Raw genomic sequence first — 22,348 nt, 5'->3', positions numbered from 1 at the left:
GGCGCCCGGGACGGGAGCGAAGGGGCCCCGGCAACCGCCGAATCTCGGGTTTGTTTCATGAACGGGGCTGTGGTGCCGATCTCGGCGGCGTGGAGAGGGTGGCGCCCTGGCGACCGACACGGCTGCTCATCGCGGCCTCGGTGCTGGCCCTGCTGGCCGAGGGGTGGTTCGCGGTGGGGCTCGTGCGGCCCACGCCGGCCGCGGTCAGCTGGATCGCCGTGCCCTGCGCTGTCGGGTTCGGCATCGCCGCCTGCCTGCGGGCCGCGGCGGCGCCCGGGATCGCGCCGGGGGCGGCGCGGTTCTGGCGGCACGTCGCGGTGGCCATGGCCTTCATCGGGCTCGGAGCGGTCAGCAACGGAGCCGACATGGCGCGCGGGATCGCCCGGACCGGGCACGTGGGCTCGCTGACCGCCGGCATCTACGTGGGTGGCCTCGTGGTGCTGCTGTGGGCCATGTTCCGCATCCCGGGTGCGCCGCGGACCCGCGGTGAGTGGCTGCGCTTCGGTCTGGACTGCGGCACGGTACTCGTCACCGTCGCCACGTTCGCCTGGCACTTCCTGCTCAGCGACTGGCAGTCGTGGTCGGGCGGCAACGTGACAGGGGTCCGCGCCATCATGGCGCTGCTCGGGTGTCTCGCCGTGTGCGTGTTCGCGTTCGTGAAGATCGCGTTCACCGGCACCGGGCCGCTGGACCGGCGGGCGCTCTACCTGCTCGCCTCGGCCGGTGCCGTCGGTGGGCTCGGCGGGGCGCTGGCACCGCTGCTGGGGCCGCGGCCGTACCTCAACGGCACCCCCATCCTCCTGCCCATCACCTGCCTCGTGCTCACCTTCGCGGCCGACCGGCAGCGCCGCGCCGCCCGCGTCGTCCCGGCGACGCCACGGCAGCGCGAGCGGCCCGGCTTCGTGTCCTACGCGGGCGTCCTCGCCACCTGCCTGCTGCTGCTCGCCGACGCCTGGATGCACGGCGCGGACATCCTCGGCGTCGCCATCGGCGCGGTGACCCAGGTGCTGCTCGTGGGCGCGCGCCAGGTGACAGCGCTGCGCGACAACGCCGAGCTGGTGCGGTCGCTGGCCTGGCAGGCCGGGCACGACTCGCTCACCAGCCTGGCCAACCGGCGGCTGCTCACCCAGCACATCACCGACGAGCTCGGGCGGGGCGAGCGGGTGGCGGTCGCGCTCGTCGACATCGACGACTTCAAGGCCATCAACGACGACCTGGGGCACACCACCGGCGACGCGCTCCTGCGCGCGGTCGCGGGCCGGCTGCGGGAGCTGATGCCGGGGGCGCTCGTGGCCCGGCTCGGCGGGGACGAGTACGCCCTGGTATTCCCGGCCGCCGACGAGCCCGCCGCGCTGCGGGTCCTGCGGACCGTGGCCGCGGGGCTGCGCCTGCCCGTGGACGCGGCCGGCCACGCGCTCGTCGTCGAGGCGAGCATCGGCGTGGCGGTCGGCGAGTCCGAGCTGAGCGACGCCGACGAGCTGCTGCGCCGGGCCGACGTGGCCATGTACGCGGCGAAGGTCCAGGGCAAGGGCCGCCAGGTCGCGTACGACTCGGCGATGGACCAGCGCGGCGCCGAGCAGGCCCGGGTCGCGGCCGAGCTGCGCACCGCGCTCGACCTCGGCCAGCTGCGTGTGTTCTACCAGCCGATCGTGCGCCTCGACGACGGCGGCCCGGTCGGCGTGGAGGCGCTGGTGCGCTGGGAGCACCCGGAGCGCGGCATGATCCGGCCCGACCTGTTCATCCCGGCGGCCGAGCGCACCGGGATGATCGTGCCGGTCGGGCAGTGGGTGCTGACCGAGGCGCTGCGCCAGGCCGCGCAGTGGCGAAGAGAGTTGGGACCCGATGCTCTGCGGTACGTCTCCGTCAACGTCTCCCCGCGCCAGTTGCGTGAGACCGGGTTCGCCGCCACGCTGCGCGACGAGCTGCGGACCGCGGGACTGCCGCCGTCCTGCCTCATGGTCGAGGTGACGGAGACGGCGGTCTTCGACGGCGGGTCCGCGCTCGACGAGCTGCACGCCGTGAAGCGGCTCGGGGTGCAGGTGGCGCTCGACGACTTCGGCACCGGACACTCGTCGCTGGGCCTGCTGCGCACCTGCCCGGTCGACGTGCTGAAGGTGGACAAGTCCTTTGTGGACAACGTGACCGACGCCGGCGAGCGGTCGGTCATCGCCGAGGCCCTGATCGGCATCGCCGACGGCCTGCGGCTGCGCGCGGTCGCGGAGGGCGTCGAGACCGAGGAGCAGGCGGCGGCGCTGCGCCGGCTCGGGTACCAGTACGCGCAGGGCTACTACTACGGGCGCCCGGTGCCGGCGGCCGAGCTCACGTCACTGCGCCGGGCCGCTGCGCCGGCCGGGCGTTCCTGACCCCGGCCCGTACGGGCGGCCGCCCGGTGTCCGGCGGCCGCCCCTCGCTCACTCCATGCGCATGATGGTGGTGCCGTCGATCTTCGACTTGAGCTCCTTGAGCCCGGTGGGCGTCGGCCCCGAGATCTTCGCGCCGTCCGCCGGGTTGAACTTCGAGGCGTGCGCCGGGCACAGCACGACGCCGTTTTCCGGCGGCTTCACGAGCACACCCTTGTGCGGGCAGGCGGCGTCGAACACCTTGAAAGTTCCACTGACGGGCTGCACGATGAGCACGCCGTTCTGCACGATGCCACTGCCGACCGGCACCTGGGCGGTGTCGCCGACAGGCCCCGTCTTCGCGCCGCCTGACGCGTTGGCGGACGGCTGGCCGGCGGCCGGCGCGGACGGCTTCCCGGCAGCCTGCTCGGCCGGGGCAGAGGCGGGCGTGTTCGCGGTGGCGCCGTCATCGCCGCACGCGGCCAGGAGAGAGACGGCTCCCAGTCCGCCGATCCCGGCGAGCAGCGCCCGCCGGTGAGCGCAGAGCGCGGGTTGCACGCGGTCTTCGGTCATTGCCACGATGTCCCTTCGATGTGCGGGCAGGGCACAGCCCGCCACAGCGTTGTGGCGCGCTTTTAGTTGAGGGCTTGGCAAGCCTACATAGACACATGGAAGATTATCTAGTTCTGCGGTGTCGAAACCGCTCGACCGCCCGCCGGCTACGCAACGCCATGCCACAGGCACGATCCGGCCCCCGGCGCCGCGCCGTTGCTCACCCCGGCCGCACGAGCACTGCGCCGCCGTCGCCGCCGCCTCCGGGGAGTAGAAAGTGAGGGTGACCTCCTGGCGAATCCTGCTGGCCGACGACCACCTGGTCGTCCGGGCCGGCCTGCGGGCGCTCCTGGCCGGCGATCCCCGGTGCCGGGTCGAGGGCGAAGCGGCCGGCCTGGCGGAGCTGCGGGCGGTCGCGCACCGGTTGCGGCCGGACCTCATCGTGCTCGACCTCAGCTTCGGCGCCGAAAGCGCGCTCCCCGTGCTGGCGGAGCTCCTCGCGGCCGACCCGCCCCCGCGGATCGTGGTGCTGACCATGCACGACGACGTGTCGTTCGCGCGGGAGGCGTTCGCCGGCGGCGTCCACGGCTACGTCCTCAAGGAAGCCGCCGCCGACGAGCTGCTGCGCGCCGTCGAGACCGTCATGCACGGCTCCGTGTACGTCGACGCCGAGCTCGGCGCCCGCCTCGCCCGCAGCCGCCCCGAGCCCGCCGACGCGCTGAGCCCCCGCGAGCGCGACGTGCTGGCGCTGCTGGCCGCCGGGCACACCAACGCCGAAGTGGCCCAGCGGCTGGCGGTCAGCCTGCGGACGGTGGAGACGCACCGGGCCAGCCTGCGGGCCCGGCTCGGACTGGGCAGCCGGGCGGAGCTGGTGGCGGCCGCCCACCGGATGGGGCTGCTGCCGTGAAGCGGGTCGCCGCGCTGGCCGGCGTCGGGGTCGTGCTGCTGGGCACGGCGATCGTGCTGGAGCTCGGCGGGGTCGCGCCGCGGGCCGAGCTCTGGTCGGGCGCGGGCGCGGGCATGGTGTTCCTGCTCGCCCTCGCGCTGGCGCCGGCCGGCGCACCCCGGCGCTCGGCGGTGCGGGCCCGGCTGCTGGCGGCGGCCGGCATCGCGGCGCTCATCGCCGTGGCGGCGCTGTGGCAGGAGAGCCGGCAGCCGGCGCCCGAGGTGCTGCTCCTGCTCATCCCGGTGGCGCTGCTGTTCGCCACGGCCGGGCTGGCGCTGCGGGAGGCGGCCCTGGAGCGGCGGCGGGCGCGGCTGCGGGAAGCGGGCTCGCGGCTGGACGGGGCGGAGGCCGAGCGGCGGCGGTGGGCCCGGGAGCTGCACGACGACACGCTGCAGGAGCTGGCCGCCGTCCAGGTCCTGCTGGCCACACCGGCCGGGGTCGCCGACGCCCGGGAGATCGTCGGGCGGCAGATCCAGTCACTGCGCCGGCTCATCGCCCAGATGCGGCCCCTCGCCCTTGACGCGCTCGGCCTGGCGGCGGCCCTCGAGGACCTGGCCCGCAACGCCCGGGACCGCGACGGAATCGACGTGGAGGTCGCCGTCGACGGGCTGCCCCGGCTGCCGGCGACCGTGGAGACGGCGGTGTACCGGATCGTGCAGGAGGCGCTGACCAACGCCGTCCGGCACGCCGGGGGCGGGCGGGTGCGGATCGAGGCGACGACCCACGGGCCGGCGGTGCGGGTGCTCGTGCGCGACGACGGGCCCGGGGCGCCTCCGGCCGGGTTCAAGGCCGGCCACGGGCTGCTCGGCATGCAGGAACGGGCCGAGCTGCTGGGCGCGGAGCTCTTCGTCGGCTCGGGTCCCTCCGGCGGGACCGTCGTGCGCCTGGAACTGCCCGCCCAGGCCGCTCAGGAGATGTAGGACTCCAGCGAGGCCGGCGTCAGGCCCGCGTCGGCGATCGCCTTGAGCACCGCCAGGAAGTCGTCCACGAACGCCGGGCGGAAGTGCATGAGCACGATGTCGCCCGCCTTGACCTGCTGCCCGGCCTGGTATCGCACGATGCCCTTGTCGGTCGTCTCCCGCCAGAAGAACGCGGCCTTCATCCCGCAGTCGTGCACCACCCGCAGCGTTGTCGCGTCCTTGTCGCCGAACGGCGGCCGGAACAGCAGCGGCCGGCGCCCGTAGAGGCGGCCGAGCTCGTCGGCCGAGCCGCAGATCTCGTGCTTCTGCACGTCGTAGGACTTGCCCTTGAGCTCCGGGTGGGAGATCGTGTGCGCCTCGATCACCGCGCCCGCCTGCTGGAGCTGGGTGAAGTACCCCGGGTCGGACTTGATGGCGTTGATCTCCAGGAACAGCGTGATCGGCACGTGGGCCGCCTTGAACAGGTCCAGGGCGTGCGGGTCCTTGGTCCAGCCGTCGTCGATGGTGATGAACGCGACCGGCTGGGTCGTCGGGATCGCGCTGTACCACCCGGCCGACGGGCCGGCGGGCACCGAGACCGGCTGCGGAGCGGGCGGCGCGGCGAAGTGCGGGACCCGGGCCAGCAGCGCAGCGCTGAGCCCGGATCCACCGGACACCTCCGGGCCGGAGGCCGTCACCGAAGGACCGGGCCGCCCCTGGACCTGCGCCTCGTCATGGGCTGCACACCCGGTCGCGAGCAGTGCCACGCCGACAAGCACCAGGAGTCGTGACCGCACCGCCCAAGTCTGGGACGCACCGCCCGGCCCGGCCTCGGTACCGGCCCGCACCACAGTTGCGGGTTTCCCGCAACGAACGGACCCGTCGAGCGGCGGACAACCGACCCCGGCCGCGGTGGGGGACGTGGGCGGTCAGGGCTTGACGGCGTAGAGGGGGTCGGTCAGGAGGGGCTCGAAGGCCAGCTCGGCCGCGCCGACCAGGGCCGCGTCGGCGCCCAGCTGCGGGGTGTGCAGGGCCACGTGGGCGCGGCAGGCGGGGAGGGCCATCGTGTACAGGCGGTGGCGGACCTCGTCGGCGCCGGAGACGTACAGCTCGCGCAGGGTGCCGCCGAAGACGACAACCGTCGGGTTGAAGATGTTGACCAGGTTCGCCACGCCGAAGCCCAGCCAGTCGGCGGCGTGCACCACCGCGGCTCGGGCGTGCTCGTCGCCGTCCCGGGCGGCCAGGACGGTGGCGGCCACCGCGGCGCCGGCGGTCGGCACGGCCCGGCCGGCCAGGTGCAGGAGGGCGCGTTCGCCGATCTCGGTCTCCCAGCAGCCGCGGGATCCGCAGCCGCACAGGCGGCCACCCGGGTTGACGACCATGTGGCCGACCTCGCCGCCGTGGCCGCCGTAGCCGGTGATGCGGCGGCCGCCGGCGATGATGCCGGCGCTGATGCCCGCGTCGCCGTGCAGGTAGATGACGTTGTCGGCGCCGGCGGCGGCGCCGCGGGTGTGCTCGGCCAGGGCGGCCAGGTCGGCCAGGCCGCCGACGAACGGGCCGGCGGCCGCGCCGGTGTGCGGGGTCAAGGCCGGGGCCAGCGCGGATTCGATCGTTTCATCGGCCCAGCCGAGGTGGTGGCGCACGGACGCGGAGACGGCCAGGGCGGAGCCGACGCAGGCCGCGCCGTCCGGGCCGGCCGCGCCGCCGCGGGCGGTGCGCTGCATGTCGGCGACGAGAGCGGCCAGGGCGGCGACGGTGGGCGCCGGGTCGGTGCCGGCGGGGCGGGCGGCGCTGCGGTCGTCGAGGATCCGGCCGCCGAGGCCCACGCGGGCGGCGCGGAGCCGGTCGAGCTCGAGACTCAGGGCGTACCCGTAGACGCGCGACGACCGCGGCCGGACCACGATCGACGGGCGGCCGGCGCGGCCGGTCTCCTGCGGTACACCCTCATCGATCAGGCCGGCGGTCGCCAGGTCGGCGGTCAGGGCTCCGATGGTGCTGCGGTTCAGGCCGAGCCGGGTCGTGAGCTCCGCCCGCGAGGTCGCGCCGCGGACGTGGATGTAGCGGAGCAGGGCCCCCAGGTTCTGCCGGCGCACCGACTCCTGCGGGCTGCTGCTGGTGGAGGAGGACACGCTTTACGCCTCCAGAACGAACGTGGGTCCCCGGCAAGACGCTCCGGGGACCCACGATGCTGTTGCCGGTGTTACTTGGTGAGCGGCGAGAGCTTCGGGTCGTTGGCGTAGGCCTCGGCCGCGTTCGCCTTGGTCACGATGACCGGCGGGAGCAGGTACGAGGGGACGACCTTGACACCGTTGTTGTAGGACTTGGTGTCGTTCACGTCCGGCTCGGAACCGGCCTGCAGCTTCTTGACCATCTCGATCGTCTGGGCAACCAGCTTGCGGGTGTCCTTGTTGATCGTGGAGTACTGCTCGCCGGCCATGATGCTCTTGACCGACTCGACCTCGGAGTCCTGGCCGGTGACGACCGGGACCGGCTTGCCGGCGGCCTTCACCGAGGTGATGATCGCGCGGGCCAGGGTGTCGTTCGGGGACAGGACGCCGTCGAGGGTCTTGCCACCGGTGGCGTAGGTCGAGGTCATGATGGTGTCCATGCGGGCCTGCGCACCCTCGGCCTTCCAGCCCTGGATGGCGGTCTGCTTGACGTCCTTCTGGCCGGAGCCGACGACCAGGTCACCCTTGTCGATCAGCGGCTTGAGCACGTCCATGGCGCCGTTGAAGAAGACACCGGCGTTGTTGTCGTCCGGCGAGCCGGAGAACAGCTCGATGGTCCACGGGCCGGTCGGCTTCTTGGCCTTCATGCCGTCCAGCAGGGCCTGGCCCTGGAGCTGGCCGACCTTGAAGTTGTCGAACGCGACGTAGTAGTCGACGTCGGCGGTGCCGGTGATGAGCCGGTCGTAGGCGATGACGACGGCGCCGGAGTCCTTGGCCTGCTTGACCTGGGTGCCCAGCTGCGCGGCGTCGGTCGCGCCGATGACGATGACCTTCGCGCCCTTGGTGATCATGGACGAGATCTGCGACTGCTGGTCGGCGACGGTGGTCGACGCGCCGGCGTACTGCACGTCGCCCTTGAAGCCCGCGTCCTTGAGGCCGTTGGTGAACAGGTCACCGGCGAGGACCCAGTTCTCGGAGGTCTTCGACGGCAGGGCGACGCCGATCGTCGCGTCCTTGGCGAAGCCCTTGGTCGCGCCGGAAGAGCCGGTGGACGCGGTGTCGCGGTCGCTGCTGCCGCACGCGGCGGTGCTCAGCGCAACCAGCGCGATGGCGCTGACCGCTAGGCTCCTGGTGAGGAACTTGCGCATGGCTTTGAAAGCCCTTTCTTTCGGGATGTTACTGGGGATAGGGGCGTCGTGCCGCCAGGGTGCGCGGCGGGGTGTTTCAGCCGCCGACGGGAGCCTTGATTGACTCCTGACCGGCTTGGTTGGGCGCGGCCGGATCGGTGTTCTCCTGCCGCTGGAAGGGACGCATGATCGATCCGATGATCGAGAACCGTCCCTGGCTCTTGTTGTAGACGTCGAGCGCGACGGCGAGCAGCAGGAACAGGCCGCGGATGATCTGCTCGCGGTCGGTGCCGATGCCCATCAGCTGGAGGCCGTTCTTCAGCACGGCCATGACCAGACCGCCGACGATGGCGCCGCTCACGGTGCCGATGCCGCCGGCGACCGCGGCCCCGCCGATGAAGACGGCCGCGATGGCGTCCAGCTCCCAGCTCAGGCCGTCCTGCGGGCCGGAGGCGCCGGAGCGGGCCACGAAGATCATGCCGGCCAGCGCGGCCAGGATCGACATGTTCATGATGACGAAGAAGTTGACGCGGCGCAGCTTGACGCCGGAAAGCTCCGCGGCCCGGGCGTTGCCGCCGACGGCGTAGATGTGCCGGCCGCCGGGGGTGTTGCGGGTGTAGAAGGAGTACGCGATGACAAGCGCGGCCAGGATGCAGCCCGAGATCGGGAAGCTGGTGCCGACGCGGCCGCCGGCGAAGCGCAGCGTCGCGAAGACGATGACCGCGACCATGATGGCCATCCGCAGCACCGACACCCACATGGGGCTGGGGTCGGCCTCCATCAGGCGGCGGGTCTTGCGGGACTGGAACTCCCGCCACACCACGGCGAGACAGGCGACGAGACCCAGAAGCAAGGTGCTGTTGTTGTACCCCGTGTTGGGGCCCCACTCCGGGAGGTACCCGGCGCCGATCTGCGTGAAGGTCTTCGGCACCGCGACGGTCTCGGCGTTGCCGGTGTACTGGTTGGCGCCGCGGAAGATCAACATGCCGGCCAGCGTGACGATGAAGGCGGGCACCCCGATGTAGGCGACCCAGAAGCCCTGCCATGCACCGATCACGGCGCCCACGCCGAGGCCGATCAGGATGCCGACCCACCACGGCACACCGCCGTCGCGCATCGTCTTGGCCACGATGATGCCGACGAACGCGGCCACCGAGCCGACCGAGAGGTCGATGTGGCCGGCGACGATCACCATGAGCATGCCGATGGACAGCACGGAGATGTACGCGTACTGCTGCGTCAGCGAGATCAGGTTGCCGGAGTTGAGGGTCAGCCCGTCCGTCAGGATCTGGAACAGGATGATGATCGCCACGAGGGTGAAGATCATCGTGAACTGGCGGGCGTTCGAGGTCGTGCCCCCGAACAGGTTCTTCTGGAGGTCCTTGAGTCGGCTCATCGCGTCGGCATCTTCTTCGTTGAGGTCATCTGCTTCATGAGGAGTTCCGGGTTGGCCTCGGCGCGCGGGACGTCACCGGTGATGTTGCCTTCGAACACGGTGTAGATGCGGTCACACAGCCCCAGCAGCTCGGGCAGCTCGGAGGAGATGACGATGACGCCCTTCCCCTGGTCGGCCAGCCGCTGAATGATGCCGTAGATCTCGTACTTCGCACCGACGTCGATGCCGCGGGTGGGCTCGTCGAGGATCAGCAGGTCGGGGTCGGTGAACATCCACTTCGCCAGGACGACCTTCTGCTGGTTGCCGCCGGAGAGCTTGTTGACGCCCTCGTCGACGGTCGGCGCCTTGACCCGTAGCGCCTTGCGGTACTCCTCGGCGACCTTGTGCTCGGCGACCTCGTCGATGACCCCGTGCCGCGTGATCTTCGACAGCTTCGCGGCGACGGTCGAGGTCTTGATGTCGTCGAGCAGGTTGAGCCCGATCGACTTGCGGTCCTCGCTGACGTAGGCCAGGCCGTGCGCGATCGCCTCGGCGACCGAGTGCAGCTTGATCTCCTGGCCGTCCTTGAAGATCTGCCCCGACTGGTACACGCCGTAGGAGCGGCCGAACAGGCTCATCGCCAGCTCGGTGCGCCCGGCGCCCATGAGGCCGGCGAAGCCGACGATCTCACCGCGGCGGACGTTGAAGTTGGAGTGCTTGCAGACCAGACGGTCGGCCGAGATGGGGTGGCGCACCGTCCAGTCGCGGACCTCGAAGAAGACCTCACCGATGTTCGGCGTGTGGTCGGGGAACCGGCTCTCCAGGTCCCGGCCGACCATGCCGCGCACGATCCGGTCCTCGTTGACACCCTCGGCGCCGACCTCGAGCGTCTCGACCGTCTTGCCGTCACGCAGGATCGTGATGGAGTCGGCGACGTCCTCGATCTCGTTGAGCTTGTGCGAGATCATGATCGAGGTGATGCCCCGCGACTTGAACTCCCGCAGCAGGTCGAGCAGGTGCTTGGAGTCGTTTTCGTTGAGCGCGGCGGTCGGCTCGTCGAGGATGAGCAGCTTGACGTCCTTCGCGAACGCCTTGGCGATCTCGACCAGCTGCTGCTTGCCGACGCCGATGTCCTTGATGAGGGTGTCGGGGTCGTCGCGCAGGCCGACCTGGGTCAGCAGCTCGTGGGCCCGGCGGTTGGCGCCCGTCCAGTCGTAGGAGCCGTTCTTGCGAGGCTCGTTGCCCAGGAACAGGTTCTCCGTGATGGACATGTGGGGCACCAGGGCCAGCTCCTGGTGGATGATCACGATGCCGGCCTTCTCGCTGCCCCGGATGTCGCTGAAGCGCAGCTCCGAGCCCTGGAAGAAGATCTGGCCGTTGTACGAACCATATGGGTAGACGCCGCTGAGCACCTTCATCAGCGTCGACTTTCCGGCGCCGTTCTCGCCGCAGATCGCGTGGATCTCGCCCTCGCGGACCACCAGGTTGACGTCGGCGAGTGCCTTGACGCCGGGGAACTCCTTGGTGATCGACCGCATCTCGAGCAGGATCGGTGCGCCGCTTGCCGGGGTGCTCATGACACGAGCCGCCTTGTCACCGACATCATGTTGCCTCCGAGGGGGGCTGTAGCCGCCAGCCAGGTTTGTTGTGACGACCAACTTATTGCAAGTGTGGCGACCCTGCCCAGTCCCGTCCGTTGTTTCTTGGTAACAATCCGGCAATGATCTAGCACCTGGACGGTCGCCGCAGCCGTCCGGGAAGCGCTCTCACGTGTCCGGGGTGTTAGCTGCGCGTGTCGGACTCTAAATCCAATTGCTTTACTAAGTCAACGGCGCAGGGCATCATGTAGGTAACGGTACGTAGGCGGGAGGCTGGGTGCGGCAAGTCGGGACAAATCTCCCCAAGGTCGGGCAGTACAACCGGGCGGTCGTGCTGGATCAGATCCAGCTGGCCGACGGCACGAGCCGCGTCGAGATCGCGGAGCACACCGGCCTCACGCCGCAGACGGTCTCCGGCATCGTGCGCCGGCTGATCGACGAGGGGATCGTCCGCGAGGACGGCGCCCGCTCGTCGAGCGGCGGCAAGCCACGCACCGTGCTGCGCATCAACGCCGACGCCGGACGGGCCGTCGGCCTGCACTTCGACCCGGTCGAGCTGGCCTGCGTCGTGGTCGACCTGCTGGGCCGGCCGCTCGTCACGGCCCGCCGCCCGACCCCGGCCGACATGGACCCGGCCAAGGTCACGGCCGCGATGGCCGGCCTGGTCGGCGAGGTCCTGGCCGAGGCCGGCGTGGCCCGCGACAGCGTGCTCGGCCTCGGGCTGGCCACGCCCGGGCCGATCGACCAGTCGCTCGGCGAGGTCATCTCGCCGCCGCAGCTGTCGGAATGGACCCGGGTGCCGCTCAAGCAGATGCTCGCCGATGCCACCGGGCTGCCGGTCACGCTGGACAACGACGCGACCGCGGCGGCGATCGGCGAGCGCTGGGCCGGGGCCGGGCGCGGGGTGGCGAACTTCGCGTACTTCTTCCTCGGCACCGGTGTCGGGGGCGGTCTCGTGCTCGGTCACCAGGTCCATCGGGGCGGCTCCATGAACGCCGCCGAGTTCGGGCACACCTCGGTTACGGAGAGTGGCCCCGACTGCTACTGCGGCAACCGCGGCTGCCTCGAGAGCCTCATCAACCCGGCGGCGCTCGTCGCCGACGCCCACCGTCTTCTCGCCGCCGGCCATGAGAGCGCTCTCATGAAGGCCTTCCGAAGATCACCGTCTACTGTGGACCATCAGGCCCTTTGTTACGCCGCCGCGGCGGGCGATGCGCTCGCCATGAAGGTCATCGGACAGGCCGCCGAGCGCCTCGCCGCGGTCGCTGTCAACGTTGTCAACATCGTCGACGTCGAACTGATCATTCTCGGCGGGCACGGCATCCGGCGCGTCGAGACGCAGTTCCGCCAGGCCGTCGTCCGGGCCCTGGGGGAGCGGGCCATCGCCCGGCGCATCCGCACCGTCGACGTCGCCCTGTCACCCCTTGGTGACGACGCGGCCGTGATCGGGGGCGCCGCCCTCGTGCTGCACGCCACCTACTCCCCGCAGGTCTCCTCGCTCCTGGCCGGGTAGCGCGGCCGCCGGCGCCCGGACATCCCGCCGGCAAAGCGGTGCCGCCGCAGCGGTGACCTGGCGGTGGTGAAGGTGCGGCGGTGGGTCAGAGAAAGCGCTTCGCGCTTGCGGCCTTGTGGACGGCGGCCTCCAGGGCGGTCGCCACTTCGTCCACTGTGGACTCACCTACCCGGCTCTTCGGGATGGACAGGCTAATCGCGTCGGTGATCGGGTCGCGCATCGGGACGGTGCGGGCCACGCACACGATGCCCTCGGTGTTCTCCTCGCGGTCCACGGCGTAGCCGCTGCGGCGGATGGCGGTCAGCTCGGCGTGGAGTGCGCCGCGGTCGGTGATCGTGTGCGGTGTCAGGGCCGGCAGGGGGTCGGGCAGGAGCGCGTCGACCTCCGCCGGCGGCCGGGTCGCCAGCAATGCTTTGCCGAGGGCTGTCGCGTGCGCGGGCAGGCGTCGGCCTATTGCGGAGTACAGGCGAAGGGGGTGAATGGATTCCCGCTTGGCCACATAGATGATGTCGGGGCCGTCGAGGCGCCCGAGGTGGGTGGTCTCGCCGAACCGGGCGGCCAGGTCGTCGAGGATGCCGGCCAGGAGGCCGACAGTGTCGTCGGCGTCGAGGTACGCCGCACCGACCTGCAGCGCCTTCAGCCCGAGCCGGAAGCGGGTGTCGGTCGCCTCGATCCAGCCGCGGGCGGTCATCGTGCGCAGGATCCCGTGCAGGCTGCTCTTGGGGATGTCGAGGAGCCGGGTCAGCTCGGACAGCGTCGACGGGCCCGCCGTGGCCAGCGCCTCCAGGATGTCGAGGGTCCGGTCGGCGGACTTCACGGGAGTGGTCACGCGACCTCCGGTGCACTATGGTCACGGATGTGACCGACGTTCATCATACTGAACAAACCCCCGTCGTTGGTACGGGCCCCGGCCCGGACCGGTCCGCGCGCAGCGCCGCCGATCCGGACCTGGCGCACGTCATCGCCGCCAAGAAGATCATCCCCGTGGTGGTGCTCGAGGACGCCGCCGACGCCGCCGACCTGGCCGATGCGCTCGTCGCGGGCGGCCTGGGCTGCGCCGAGGTGACGTTCCGGACCGCCGCCGCGGCCGCCGCCATCAAGGCCATGGCCGAGCGGCCCGGGATGCTCGTGGGCGCGGGTACCGTGCTCACCGCCGCGCAGGTCGACAGGGCCGTGGACGCGGGCGCCCGGTTCATCGTCAGCCCCGGCTTCAGCCCGACGGTCGTGGCCCGGGCCCAGGCCAGGGGCGTGCCGGTCTTTCCCGGTGCCGCCTCGCCGACCGAGATCATGCAGGCCCTGGACGCCGGCCTGGACATCGTGAAGTTCTTTCCGGCCGAGCAGCTCGGGGGAGTACCCATGCTGAAGGCCCTTTCGGCGCCTTTCGGCGGCGTCCGGTTCATCCCGACCGGCGGCGTCAACACCGGCAACCTGGCCTCGTACCTCGGGGTCAAGTCGGTGCTCGCGGTCGGCGGCACCTGGATGGTCGCCCCGGAGCTGCTTGCCGCGCGCGACTGGGACGGCGTGACCGCCCGTACCAAGGCGGCGCTTGCTGTTTCTGCTTCTTCGGCTTCTGCTTCGGGGGTGTCATGATCACCGTCCGGCCGGCCGGGGAGTGCCGCTACGACCTGATGTCGCTCGGCGAGGTCATGCTCCGCCTCGACCCGGGCGAGGGCCGCATCCGCACCGCCCGGCAGTTCCGCGCGTGGGAGGGCGGCGGCGAGTACAACGTGGCCCGCGGCCTGCGCCGCTGCTTCGGCCTGCGCACCGGGCTGATCAGCGCGTTCGCCGACAACGAGGTCGGCCGCCTGCTGGAGGACCTGATCCTGCAGGGCGGCGTCGACACGACGTTCGTGAAGTGGGTCCCGTACGACGGCATCGGCCGCGCCGCCCGCAACGGCCTCAACTTCACCGAACGCGGCTTCGGCGTCCGCGGCGCCGTCGGCGTCTCCGACCGCGGCCACACGGCGGCCGGGCAGCTCCAACCGTCCGATGTGGACTGGGAGCACCTGTTCGGCACCCTGGGCGTGCGCTGGCTGCACACCGGTGGCATCTACGCCGCGCTGTCCGAGACCACACCGGACGTCATCGAGGCGTGCCTGTCCACCGCCCGCCGCCACGGCACCGTCATCTCGTACGACCTCAACTACCGCCCCAGCCTCTGGAAAGCCATCGGCGGCCAGGAACGCGCCCGCGAGGTCAACCGCCGCCTGGCCCCGCTCATCGACGTGATGATCGGCAACGAGGAGGACTTCACCGCCTCGCTGGGCCTCGCCGTCCCCGATACGGACCTGCACGGCGGCGGCGCGCTGGAGTCGGCGAACTTCCGCACGATGATCGGCTCGGCGGTGTCGGCGTACCCGAACTTCCAGGTCGTCGCGACCACGCTGCGCGGCGTCCACACGGCCACGGTCAACGACTGGGGCGCGATCGCGTGGGCGGACGGCGCGTTCGCCGAGGCCACGCACCGCCCGGCGCTGGAGATTCTGGATCGGGTGGGCGGCGGTGACAGCTTTGCGTCGGGCCTGATCTACGGGCTGATGACGTTCGGCGACCTCAAGACGGCGGTGGAGTACGGCGCCGCGCACGGTGCGCTGGCCATGACGACGCCGGGCGATACGTCGATGGCCAGCCTGAAGGAGGTCGAGGCGCTGGTGAAGGGCGCCGGGGCGCGGGTGCAGCGGTAGGCCGGTGGTCGATCGGCCGGCTTGTACATAGTCGGCCGCCTTGCATAGCGGTCAGGGCATTACGGCGGCCAGGCGGGAGAGGCTTCGCAGGGGGTCGGGTTCGGCGGGGATCAGCACGCAGCTCGTGGCGCCGGCGGCGTGGCGGGCGGCGATCCGGGCCCGCACCTCCTCGGCCGTTCCCGCGAGGGACAGCTCCCGCACCCACTCGTCGGGCATCGTCGCCGCGAACGCCTCGCGGGTCGGTGACGCGCGGCGGTGCTCGGTGAGGGCGGCGGCGATCGGCAGCGGGGCCAGGTGCGGGGCCCAGTCCGGCTCGCCGATCCAGACCAGCCCCGGCCGCACCAGGTCGCGGGCGGCCGGACCATCGTCGCCGACGACCGCCGCGTCGTACGTGATCACCTCGGGCGAGCCGGAGAGGATCACGTCGGGCGAGGGAGAGCCGCTGGTGATCACCTCCGGCGGCGGGCCGGTCAGGCGCTTGACGGACTCGGCAACGTACAGCGGGTTCGCCGGCTCGGCCAGCAGGAGCCCGTCCGCGACCGCGCCGGCGACGGCGATCGACTTCGGCCCGCGCACGCCGAGCACGACCGGGGGCGCCGTCGCCGGTACCTCGCCGATGACGACGCCCTCCACGTTCACGTAGCGGCCGGCGGGCGGGCCCGGCTCACCCCGCAGCAGCGTGCGCACGGCGACCGTGAACTCGTGCAGCAGGGTGAGCGGGCTGGCCGGGCGTACGCCGACCGACCGCATCCAGTCCGGCATGCCGTGCCCGATGCCGGCGATCAGCCGGGCCGGGAACAGCTGGGCCAGGGTGGCGAGCTCCATCGCGGCGAACGCGGCGTTGCGGGCGCCGGCCGGCAGGATGCCGATGCCGACCACGATCCGTTCCGTTGCCGCGAGGACCGCGCCGGCCTGGGCCACGCCGCCGCGGAAGCCCAGGTCCTCGACGACCCAGAGTTCGTCGAATCCGAGCCGTTCGGCCTCGCGGGCGTAGGCCAGCACCTGAGTCGCGGGGAGGTCCCGCGGCAGCATCACCCCGACACGCGCCATCGCTGAGTCCGGCCTGCCTTCCTGACGAACCTACAACTATCAGGGCCCTGTCACTTGCGAAGCCCGGCAACCACGAAGCCCTGCAACTCGAGCCCGGAAAGCCGAACTCCGCCAGGCCCGGGCAACGCCGAAAATCGAACCGTGCCCGGGCTGGCAAAGCCTTATGCGGCAAGGGAAAGGGGCGGTTCGGTGCGACCCCCGTTCCGTCCTCTTCACACCGTAACAGATGAATCTAATTCGCATTTACCCCGGTTGCGCTCCGTGACAACCCGTCACCCATCGTCTCGGCCCGCGCGGGCGGCGGAGGCCAGTGGGGCGATCTGGTCGGGGTCGTCGCCGTGGCAGTACAGGATCAGCTCGTCGGCGCCGAAGTCGGCGTAGGCGGCCACTGTATCGGCCAGCTGGTGCGGGTCGCTTATCGGTTCGCCCCAGCCCGCGCGGCCGGTGAACGCGTAGTACGCCGCCGCGGCCGTCCTCGCCTGCTCGGCGGTGGCCGGGGTCGCCGCGTTGATCTGGCAGACCAGGCGGGGGCGGCCGGGGCGATCGGCGGCCGCCCACTGGTCCTCGACGGTGCGGACCAGGCCGCCGGCCCACTGCAGCGGGGCGGCGCACAGGAAGCCGTCGGCGAAGCGGGCCACCCGGGCGAGTGCCGCGGGGGCGAAGCCGCCGATGAGCAGGGGCGGGCCGCCGGGGGTGGCGGGCGCCGGGCCGATCGGCGTTTCCGGGTAGGGTGCGCCGGACCAGATCGTGCGCAGGTCCGTGAGCATCGCGTCCATCCGCGCGCCGCGCTGTCGCAGTGGCACGCCGGCCGCGGCGTGGTCGTCGTCCCGGCCGCCGACGCCGACGCCGAGCGTGAACCGGCCGCCCGACATGCGGTCGAGGGTGGCGACCTGCTTGGCCAGGACGGCCGTGGAGCGCAGCGGGGCCAGCAGCACCTCGGTCTGCAGCCGGATCCGGGTGGTCGCCCCGGCCAGGACCGACAGCGCGACGAGCGGCTCGGGATTGTCGTAGGCGAGGCGGTCCAGCAGCGCGACGGAGGCGAACCCGGCCGCCTCGGCGCGGCGGGCCCACTCGGGCAGTCGCGCGGGGTCGCTGATGGGCAGGCCGATACCGATTTGCATGGTGTGGTACTCCTACAGAAGGTGGGCAGCCGACAGTGCTGTCGCCACCTCCTCCTCGCGATCCGGGCGAGGTCCCGGCGCCCACCTGCGACGTCGATCCAGGGCGCGGAATTCGGAGTTCCGAGCGGCACGATACCGCACCCACACCCGGCGCTACAAGATCACACAAGATTCAAACATGTACAACAATGAAACGAACGCATAGCTTCACGCCATGCGCCGACCGAGGAACCGTCGTCTGCTCACCGTGCTCGTCGCGGCGGCCGCCACCGTCGCGGCGCTGCTGAGCGCTCCGTCCGCGGCCCACGCCGAGTCGAACGGCGGCGTGCGCGTCATGCCGCTCGGCGACTCGATCACCGACGGGTTCAACGTGCCGGGCGGATACCGGATCAACCTGTGGCGCGCGCTCGCGAACGCCGGGCACCCGGTCGACTTCGTCGGCTCGCAGTTCAACGGGCCGGCCGACCTGCCCGACCACGACCACGAGGGACACCCGGGCTGGCGGATCGACGAGGTCGACGCGAACGCCACGGCCTGGGTCACCGCCACCGCCCCGCGCAGCGTGCTCATCCACCTCGGCACCAACGACGTGATCCAGAACTACGCCCTGGGCACCGCGCCCGCGCGGCTCTCGGCGCTCGTCGACAAGGTGCGCACGGCCGCGCCGAACGCCGAGGTGTTCGTCGCCTCGATCATCCCGCTGTCCGACGCCGGGCGGGAGGCCGGCGCCGCCGCGTTCAACGCCACACTGCCCGGGATCGTCGCCGGCAAGGGCGCCAAGGTGCACTTCGTCGACATGCACGCCGCGCTCACCACGGCCGACCTCGCCGACGGGGTGCATCCCAACCGCGGCGGATACGACAAGATGGCCGCGCGCTGGGCGTCCGCCCTGGCCGCCGTGCCCGGCTCGGCCGGCGACGACGGGGCCGCGACCACGCTCCCGGCCGGCTCCTACGTCTCGCTGCGGGCCACGACCGCCTGCTGCACCACGCGGTACGCCCGCCACCAGAACGGTCTGGGCTACACCGAGACGGTCTCGTCCGCGAGCGACGCGCTGCTCAAGCAGGACGCCACGTGGAAGGTCGTCCCGGGCCTGGCCGGCGGCTGCTACAGCCTCCAGGCGCGCAACTACCCGACCTATTACCTGCGCCACCAGAACGGCCGGGTCAAGATCAGCGCGGACGACGGTGGCGCCCTGATGCGCGCCGACGCGACCTGGTGCCCGAAGACCGGTGCCGGCGGCGTGCGCCTGGCGTCCTGGAACTTCCCGGGCTCCTACCTGCGCCACATCAACGCCGAGCTGTGGCTGGCCACCCCCGGCGGGACCGCGGCGCAGGACAGCACCGGCAGCTTCGTCCCGGACATCACCTGGGCCGTCGCACCGCCCTGGGCCCCGTAAACACGAACGCCGCAATGCAATGAGAAGCTGTCGAGCATGGCGCTCGGCGTGGTGGCGAGGATAGGCCGGTTCTGCTTCCGGCACCGGTGGACGGTCATCGGCGTCTGGCTGGTCGTGGTCGTGCTGGGCGGGCTCACGTTCGGGCCCGTCTTCAGCGCGATCGCCGACCCCGGCAATCCCAAGCACGTCGAGGCGATCGACGGCCTGGACGCGATCGCCACAGGCAACGACTCCAGCGGCACCGTCATCGGCCTGGTCGACAACGTCGACCCCGAGGCGCCGGCCGTCCGCACCGCGATCGACGCCGCCGCGGCCGACCTGGCCGGCGCGACCGGCGTGACCTCCGTGGCCACCCCATACTCTGTGCGCGCCGAACTGGCCCCGGCCTACCTCGCCACCGACAAGCGCGGCCTGCTCATCGTGGCCACCCTGGCGAAGCTCGACCGCGGCGGGCGCGACAAGGTCCTCGACACGCTGCGGACGCGCCTGCACCGGGTGGACGGGGACCTGGACGCGGCCGGGGTGCCGCAGGCGACGGTCGAGGTCGGCGGCAACCCGATCATCAACGCCGACCTGCGCGGCGCGACCCAGGCCGACCTTGGCCGGGCCGAGCTGATCTCGTTCCCGCTCACCCTCATCGTGCTCGTGTTCGTGTTCGGCGGCCTGGTCGCGGCGGGCCTGCCGGTGCTCGCCGCCGCGGTGTCGGTGGCCGCCGCCATGCCGCTGCTGTGGCTGTTCAGCCGGGTCACCGACCTGGACCAGAACGTCGTCACGGTGGTCACGCTGCTCGGCCTCGGCCTGTCGATCGACTACGGGCTGCTGCTCGTCGCCCGCTACCGCGAGGAGGTCGCCGCCGGGTTCGAGCCCGAGGAGGCCGTGGGCCGGGCCTGGGCCACCGCCGGGCGCACCATCTTCTTCAGCGCGCTCACCGTCGCCGCCGCGCTGTCGGGCCTGCTGACGTTCTCGATCCACCAGCTCAGCGCCCTCGGCGTCGGCGGCGTCTCGGTCGCGGTGGTGGCGATGCTGGCCGCGCTGACCTTCACTGCCGCGCTCATCGGCACGCTGCACAAGCGGATCAAGCCGTCGGCGAAGCAGCGCCGGCGCGGCGACGAGCAGGGCTTCTTCGCGGCGCTCTCGCGGTTCGTCCAGCGCCGCCCGGTGCCAGTCGCGCTCGGGGCCACGCTGCTGCTGCTCGCGGCCGGCTCCCCGCTGCTCGGCGCCACGATCAAGCTGCCGAAGCTCGAGGGCGTTCCGCGCAGCATCGAGTCGGCCCGGGTCGCCGACGAACTCGCCGCGCGCTACGGCCGCACCTACAAGCCGGTGGTCACGGTCGTCGCCCGGACCGACGCCGGATCCCTCGACGCGTACGCCGCCAGGTGGGCGTCCGACCCCGCGGTCGGCGGCGTCCAGGCCGCCAAGCCGGCCGGGCCGGGGGTCGCGACCGTCGACCTCACGCTGAAGGGCGGCGCCCAGGACCAGGCCGCGAAGGACCTCGTGCACCGGCTGCGCGCCGACCGGCCCGCCGGCGTGCAGTCGTGGGTGATCGGCGACGCGGCCACGCTCGTCGACCTCGTCGGCCTGATCGTGGACGACCTTCCGGCCGCCGTCGCGGTGACCCTCATCGCGATGATCATTCTGCTCTTCGCGATGACCGGCTCTGTGGTGGTACCCGTCAAAGCCGTGCTTGCCAATGTCGTTTCACTGGGGGCAACGTTCGGCGTCATGGTCGCCGTGTTCGAGCACGGCTGGGGCGCCGGGGTCCTGCACACGCTGACGATCGGCGGCCTTGACCCGTTCGTGGTGGTGATCGTGTTCGCCTTCGCGTTCGGCCTGTCGATGGACTACGAGGTGTTCCTGCTCGGCCGGATCAAGGAGTATGTGGAGCGCGGCGACGACACCGACACCGCAGTGCGCCGCGGCCTGCAACACACGGGCCGGATCATCACCTCCGCCGCGCTGCTCATGGTCATCGTGTTCGCCTGCTTCGCCGCGGCCGACCTCGGCCAGATCGAGCAGGTCGGGCTCGGCCTGCTCACCGCTGTCGTGATCGACGCGACGGTCGTGCGCTGCCTGCTGGTGCCGGCGACCATGACGCTGCTCGGGCGCTTCAACTGGTGGGCGCCCGGCCCGCTGCAGCGCCTGCACACCCGGATCGGCCTGCGCGAACGCGCCCTGCCCGAGGCGGAGCCCGAGCGGGAGACCGTCACCGTCGACTAGGGCCGGGCCGGGGCCGGGCGGCGCCCGCGCGGGCGAGCGGGGAGGCACCGGCGTCGATTAGGGTGTCGATCATGTCCGCACCGGCTACCGAGGAGCGCCACGCCACCTGGTTGGAGCTCTTCTTCGACCTCGTCATCGTGGCCGCCGTCGCTCAGCTCGCGCACCTGCTGCACGAGGACATCACCTGGGAGAAGGTGCTGGTCTTCGGGGTCGCGTACTACGCGATGTGGAGCGTGTGGACGGCGTTCACCCTCTACGCGAACGTCTCCGGCCACCGGACCCGGCAGCGGGCCATGCTCCTGGCCATGTTCGGCATCGCCGTCATGGCGGCCTCGGTCCCGCTCATGGAGCACGGCGAGGTGCACGCGTTCGTGATCGCGTACATCTACTGCCGGGTGCTGGCCCGGCAGTCGCTGCGCCGCGCCAACCGCATCATGACCGAGTGGCCGGGTGTGCAGCAGGCCGTCGGGCTCATCCCGTGGTTCGCCTCGCTCGGGTCCTGGCACGACGACCGCATCCGGTACGGCCTGTGGATCCTCGGCATCGGCCTGGACGTCTTCTTCTCCGTCGCCCGCTCGCGCGACCCCCAGGCGGTGCTGGAGGAGGAGCGCCAGGAGCTCGAGCGCTCCCTGCGCCGCCGGCACCGCGAAGCCGAGCTGGACCGGGTCCTGCAGCTGCAGGCGGCCAACCCCGACCGGCCCCACCTCGGTGAGCGCCTCGGCCTCTTCGTCATCATCGTGCTGGGCGAGGCAGTCGCCCAGCTCGTCAACGCCGCCGCCGATGTCGCGGGCGAGGAAGGGCAGTGGAACTGGCCGCTGTTCTCGGTCGTCCTCCTGGGCTTCGGGCTGCTGGCGGCCCTCTGGTGGCTCACGCTGCGCTACGGGCCGAGCTCCGCCCCGACCTACGGCGTGCGCGTCTTCGCCCTGCGGCTGACCGTCCCGGCCCACTACCTGACCACTGTCTCGATCGTCGTCATCGCCGCCGGCCTCGGGGCGCTGGCCGCCCACCCCGAGGGCCACGTCGAGCCGTCCACCCGCATCGTGCTGTTCACCGGCGCCGCCATGTACTTCCTGATGGCCACCGTCATGGGCGCCCGCGGCGGGGCCAGCCGGCGCTGGGTCCTCGGCTGGGGCGTCCCGTCCGTCCTGGTCAGCGCGGCCGCCGCCGGGTTCGCCGGCCCGCTGCCGGCGTGGGGCCTGCTGGGCGTGGTCCTGGCCACCGCACTGTGGAACATCGCGTATCGCCGCGTCGCCGGCGTCGCCGCCGCAGCCGAGGCGGACGACGACCCGCCCGAGACCTCCCCGGGCGGCGCCGAGGTCGAGCGCCCGGCCTAGCCCCTCGCCTGCCGATCACTGCCGGC

18 protein-coding genes are annotated in these 22,348 nt (G+C 72.0%); 9 read left to right on the top strand and 9 right to left on the bottom strand.

The features are described 5' to 3' along the window. Positions 1 to 98 precede the first annotated feature (98 nt). A complete protein-coding gene (locus Dvina_RS40620; protein WP_223095401.1) occupies positions 99 to 2,363 on the top strand; it encodes a putative bifunctional diguanylate cyclase/phosphodiesterase in 2,265 nt (754 codons plus the stop codon). 48 nt (positions 2,364 to 2,411) lie between these two features. Here the strand turns inward: Dvina_RS40620 and Dvina_RS40615 are convergent, their stop codons facing one another. Next, positions 2,412 to 2,912: a Rieske 2Fe-2S domain-containing protein gene (locus Dvina_RS40615; protein WP_223095399.1), complete on the bottom strand. Its 501-nt coding sequence runs from the start codon at positions 2,910 to 2,912 to the stop codon at positions 2,412 to 2,414. Between the two features lie 262 nt (positions 2,913 to 3,174). On the opposite strand from Dvina_RS40615, the gene Dvina_RS40610 reads away from it, so the two are divergent. Together Dvina_RS40610 and Dvina_RS40605 are read left to right on the top strand one after the other, a co-directional pair. Further along, positions 3,175 to 3,798, top strand: coding sequence for a response regulator (locus Dvina_RS40610; RefSeq protein WP_223095397.1), 624 nt, complete (start codon positions 3,175 to 3,177; stop codon positions 3,796 to 3,798). Beyond that, positions 3,795 to 4,757, top strand: a complete 963-nt coding sequence (locus tag Dvina_RS40605) for a sensor histidine kinase (RefSeq protein ID WP_223095394.1) — start codon at positions 3,795 to 3,797, stop codon at positions 4,755 to 4,757. The genes Dvina_RS40610 and Dvina_RS40605 overlap by 4 nt, the downstream gene beginning before the upstream one ends. On the opposite strand, the gene Dvina_RS40600 is transcribed toward Dvina_RS40605, so the two are convergent. The 5 genes from Dvina_RS40600 to mmsA all read right to left on the bottom strand — a co-directional run bounded on the left by Dvina_RS40600 (position 4,745) and on the right by mmsA (position 10,983). Beyond that, the gene (locus Dvina_RS40600; protein WP_223095392.1) at positions 4,745 to 5,533 is read right to left on the bottom strand and encodes a polysaccharide deacetylase family protein; all 789 of its coding nucleotides are present in this window, start codon (positions 5,531 to 5,533) and stop codon (positions 4,745 to 4,747) included. The genes Dvina_RS40605 and Dvina_RS40600 overlap by 13 nt on opposite strands. A gap of 132 nt (positions 5,534 to 5,665) precedes the next feature. After that, entirely contained in the window at positions 5,666 to 6,865 is a 1,200-nt protein-coding gene (locus Dvina_RS40595; protein ID WP_223095390.1) for an ROK family transcriptional regulator, read from the bottom strand. Between the two features lie 71 nt (positions 6,866 to 6,936). Continuing rightward, positions 6,937 to 8,052, bottom strand: coding sequence for a substrate-binding domain-containing protein (locus tag Dvina_RS40590; RefSeq protein WP_223095388.1), 1,116 nt, complete (start codon positions 8,050 to 8,052; stop codon positions 6,937 to 6,939). A 76-nt stretch (positions 8,053 to 8,128) separates the two neighbouring features. Further along, positions 8,129 to 9,427 (bottom strand): multiple monosaccharide ABC transporter permease, encoded by a 1,299-nt coding sequence (mmsB, locus tag Dvina_RS40585; RefSeq protein ID WP_223095386.1) that lies wholly within the window; start codon positions 9,425 to 9,427, stop codon positions 8,129 to 8,131. Continuing rightward, positions 9,424 to 10,983 carry a multiple monosaccharide ABC transporter ATP-binding protein gene (gene mmsA, locus Dvina_RS40580; protein WP_223095384.1) on the bottom strand — a complete coding sequence of 520 codons (1,560 nt, stop codon included), beginning with the start codon at positions 10,981 to 10,983 and terminating at the stop codon, positions 9,424 to 9,426. Before mmsA ends, mmsB begins: the two co-directional genes overlap by 4 nt. Positions 10,984 to 11,281: 298 nt before the next feature. Here mmsA and Dvina_RS40575 point away from each other — a divergent pair, with 298 nt between their 5' ends. After that, positions 11,282 to 12,517, top strand: coding sequence for an ROK family transcriptional regulator (locus Dvina_RS40575; RefSeq protein WP_223095382.1), 1,236 nt, complete (start codon positions 11,282 to 11,284; stop codon positions 12,515 to 12,517). 85 nt (positions 12,518 to 12,602) lie between these two features. Here the strand turns inward: Dvina_RS40575 and Dvina_RS40570 are convergent, their stop codons facing one another. After that, positions 12,603 to 13,346, bottom strand: coding sequence for an IclR family transcriptional regulator (locus tag Dvina_RS40570; RefSeq protein ID WP_223095380.1), 744 nt, complete (start codon positions 13,344 to 13,346; stop codon positions 12,603 to 12,605). A 29-nt stretch (positions 13,347 to 13,375) separates the two neighbouring features. Here Dvina_RS40570 and eda point away from each other — a divergent pair, with 29 nt between their 5' ends. Beyond that, positions 13,376 to 14,107, top strand: coding sequence for a bifunctional 4-hydroxy-2-oxoglutarate aldolase/2-dehydro-3-deoxy-phosphogluconate aldolase (eda, locus tag Dvina_RS40565; RefSeq protein ID WP_246655633.1), 732 nt, complete (start codon positions 13,376 to 13,378; stop codon positions 14,105 to 14,107). Further along, complete coding sequence (locus Dvina_RS40560; protein WP_223095376.1) at positions 14,104 to 15,201, top strand: sugar kinase; 1,098 nt, start codon at positions 14,104 to 14,106, stop codon at positions 15,199 to 15,201. Before eda ends, Dvina_RS40560 begins: the two co-directional genes overlap by 4 nt. Positions 15,202 to 15,252: 51 nt before the next feature. Here Dvina_RS40560 and Dvina_RS40555 read toward each other — a convergent pair whose 3' ends face one another. Together Dvina_RS40555 and Dvina_RS40550 are read right to left on the bottom strand one after the other, a co-directional pair. Further along, positions 15,253 to 16,251, bottom strand: a complete 999-nt coding sequence (locus Dvina_RS40555) for an LLM class flavin-dependent oxidoreductase (protein WP_223095374.1) — start codon at positions 16,249 to 16,251, stop codon at positions 15,253 to 15,255. A gap of 272 nt (positions 16,252 to 16,523) precedes the next feature. Continuing rightward, positions 16,524 to 17,372, bottom strand: a complete 849-nt coding sequence (locus tag Dvina_RS40550) for an LLM class flavin-dependent oxidoreductase (RefSeq protein WP_223095372.1) — start codon at positions 17,370 to 17,372, stop codon at positions 16,524 to 16,526. Positions 17,373 to 17,586: 214 nt separating this feature from the next. Here Dvina_RS40550 and Dvina_RS40545 point away from each other — a divergent pair, with 214 nt between their 5' ends. The 3 genes from Dvina_RS40545 to Dvina_RS40535 all read left to right on the top strand — a co-directional run bounded on the left by Dvina_RS40545 (position 17,587) and on the right by Dvina_RS40535 (position 22,322). Further along, on the top strand, positions 17,587 to 18,771 hold the full coding sequence (locus tag Dvina_RS40545) for an AbfB domain-containing protein (protein ID WP_223095370.1): 1,185 nt from the start codon (positions 17,587 to 17,589) through the stop codon (positions 18,769 to 18,771). Positions 18,772 to 18,807: 36 nt separating this feature from the next. Then, a complete protein-coding gene (locus tag Dvina_RS40540; RefSeq protein ID WP_246655632.1) occupies positions 18,808 to 20,988 on the top strand; it encodes an MMPL family transporter in 2,181 nt (726 codons plus the stop codon). A 71-nt stretch (positions 20,989 to 21,059) separates the two neighbouring features. Next, on the top strand, positions 21,060 to 22,322 hold the full coding sequence (locus tag Dvina_RS40535; RefSeq protein WP_223095368.1) for a low temperature requirement protein A: 1,263 nt from the start codon (positions 21,060 to 21,062) through the stop codon (positions 22,320 to 22,322). Positions 22,323 to 22,348: the final 26 nt, after the last annotated feature.

The sequence above is a fragment of the Dactylosporangium vinaceum genome, assembly GCF_019904175.1.
Taxonomy (GTDB): domain Bacteria; phylum Actinomycetota; class Actinomycetes; order Mycobacteriales; family Micromonosporaceae; genus Dactylosporangium; species Dactylosporangium vinaceum.
This window is presented reverse-complemented; position numbering and strand designations above follow the sequence as displayed.

Bases quoted from the DNA above. Each gene is read 5' to 3' on its own strand.
- mmsA (WP_223095384.1), bottom strand. From the start codon at position 10,983: ATGAGCACCCCGGCAAGCGGCGCACCGATCCTGCTCGAGATGCGGTCG.
- Dvina_RS40615 (WP_223095399.1), bottom strand. From the start codon at position 2,912: ATGACCGAAGACCGCGTGCAACCCGCGCTCTGCGCTCACCGGCGGGCG.
- Dvina_RS40590 (WP_223095388.1), bottom strand. From the start codon at position 8,052: ATGCGCAAGTTCCTCACCAGGAGCCTAGCGGTCAGCGCCATCGCGCTG.
- Dvina_RS40550 (WP_223095372.1), bottom strand. From the start codon at position 17,372: ATGCAAATCGGTATCGGCCTGCCCATCAGCGACCCCGCGCGACTGCCC.
- mmsB (WP_223095386.1), bottom strand. From the start codon at position 9,427: ATGAGCCGACTCAAGGACCTCCAGAAGAACCTGTTCGGGGGCACGACC.
- Dvina_RS40540 (WP_246655632.1), top strand. From the start codon at position 18,808: ATGGCGCTCGGCGTGGTGGCGAGGATAGGCCGGTTCTGCTTCCGGCAC.
- Dvina_RS40555 (WP_223095374.1), bottom strand. From the start codon at position 16,251: ATGGCGCGTGTCGGGGTGATGCTGCCGCGGGACCTCCCCGCGACTCAG.
- Dvina_RS40535 (WP_223095368.1), top strand. From the start codon at position 21,060: ATGTCCGCACCGGCTACCGAGGAGCGCCACGCCACCTGGTTGGAGCTC.
- Dvina_RS40545 (WP_223095370.1), top strand. From the start codon at position 17,587: ATGCGCCGACCGAGGAACCGTCGTCTGCTCACCGTGCTCGTCGCGGCG.
- Dvina_RS40560 (WP_223095376.1), top strand. From the start codon at position 14,104: ATGATCACCGTCCGGCCGGCCGGGGAGTGCCGCTACGACCTGATGTCG.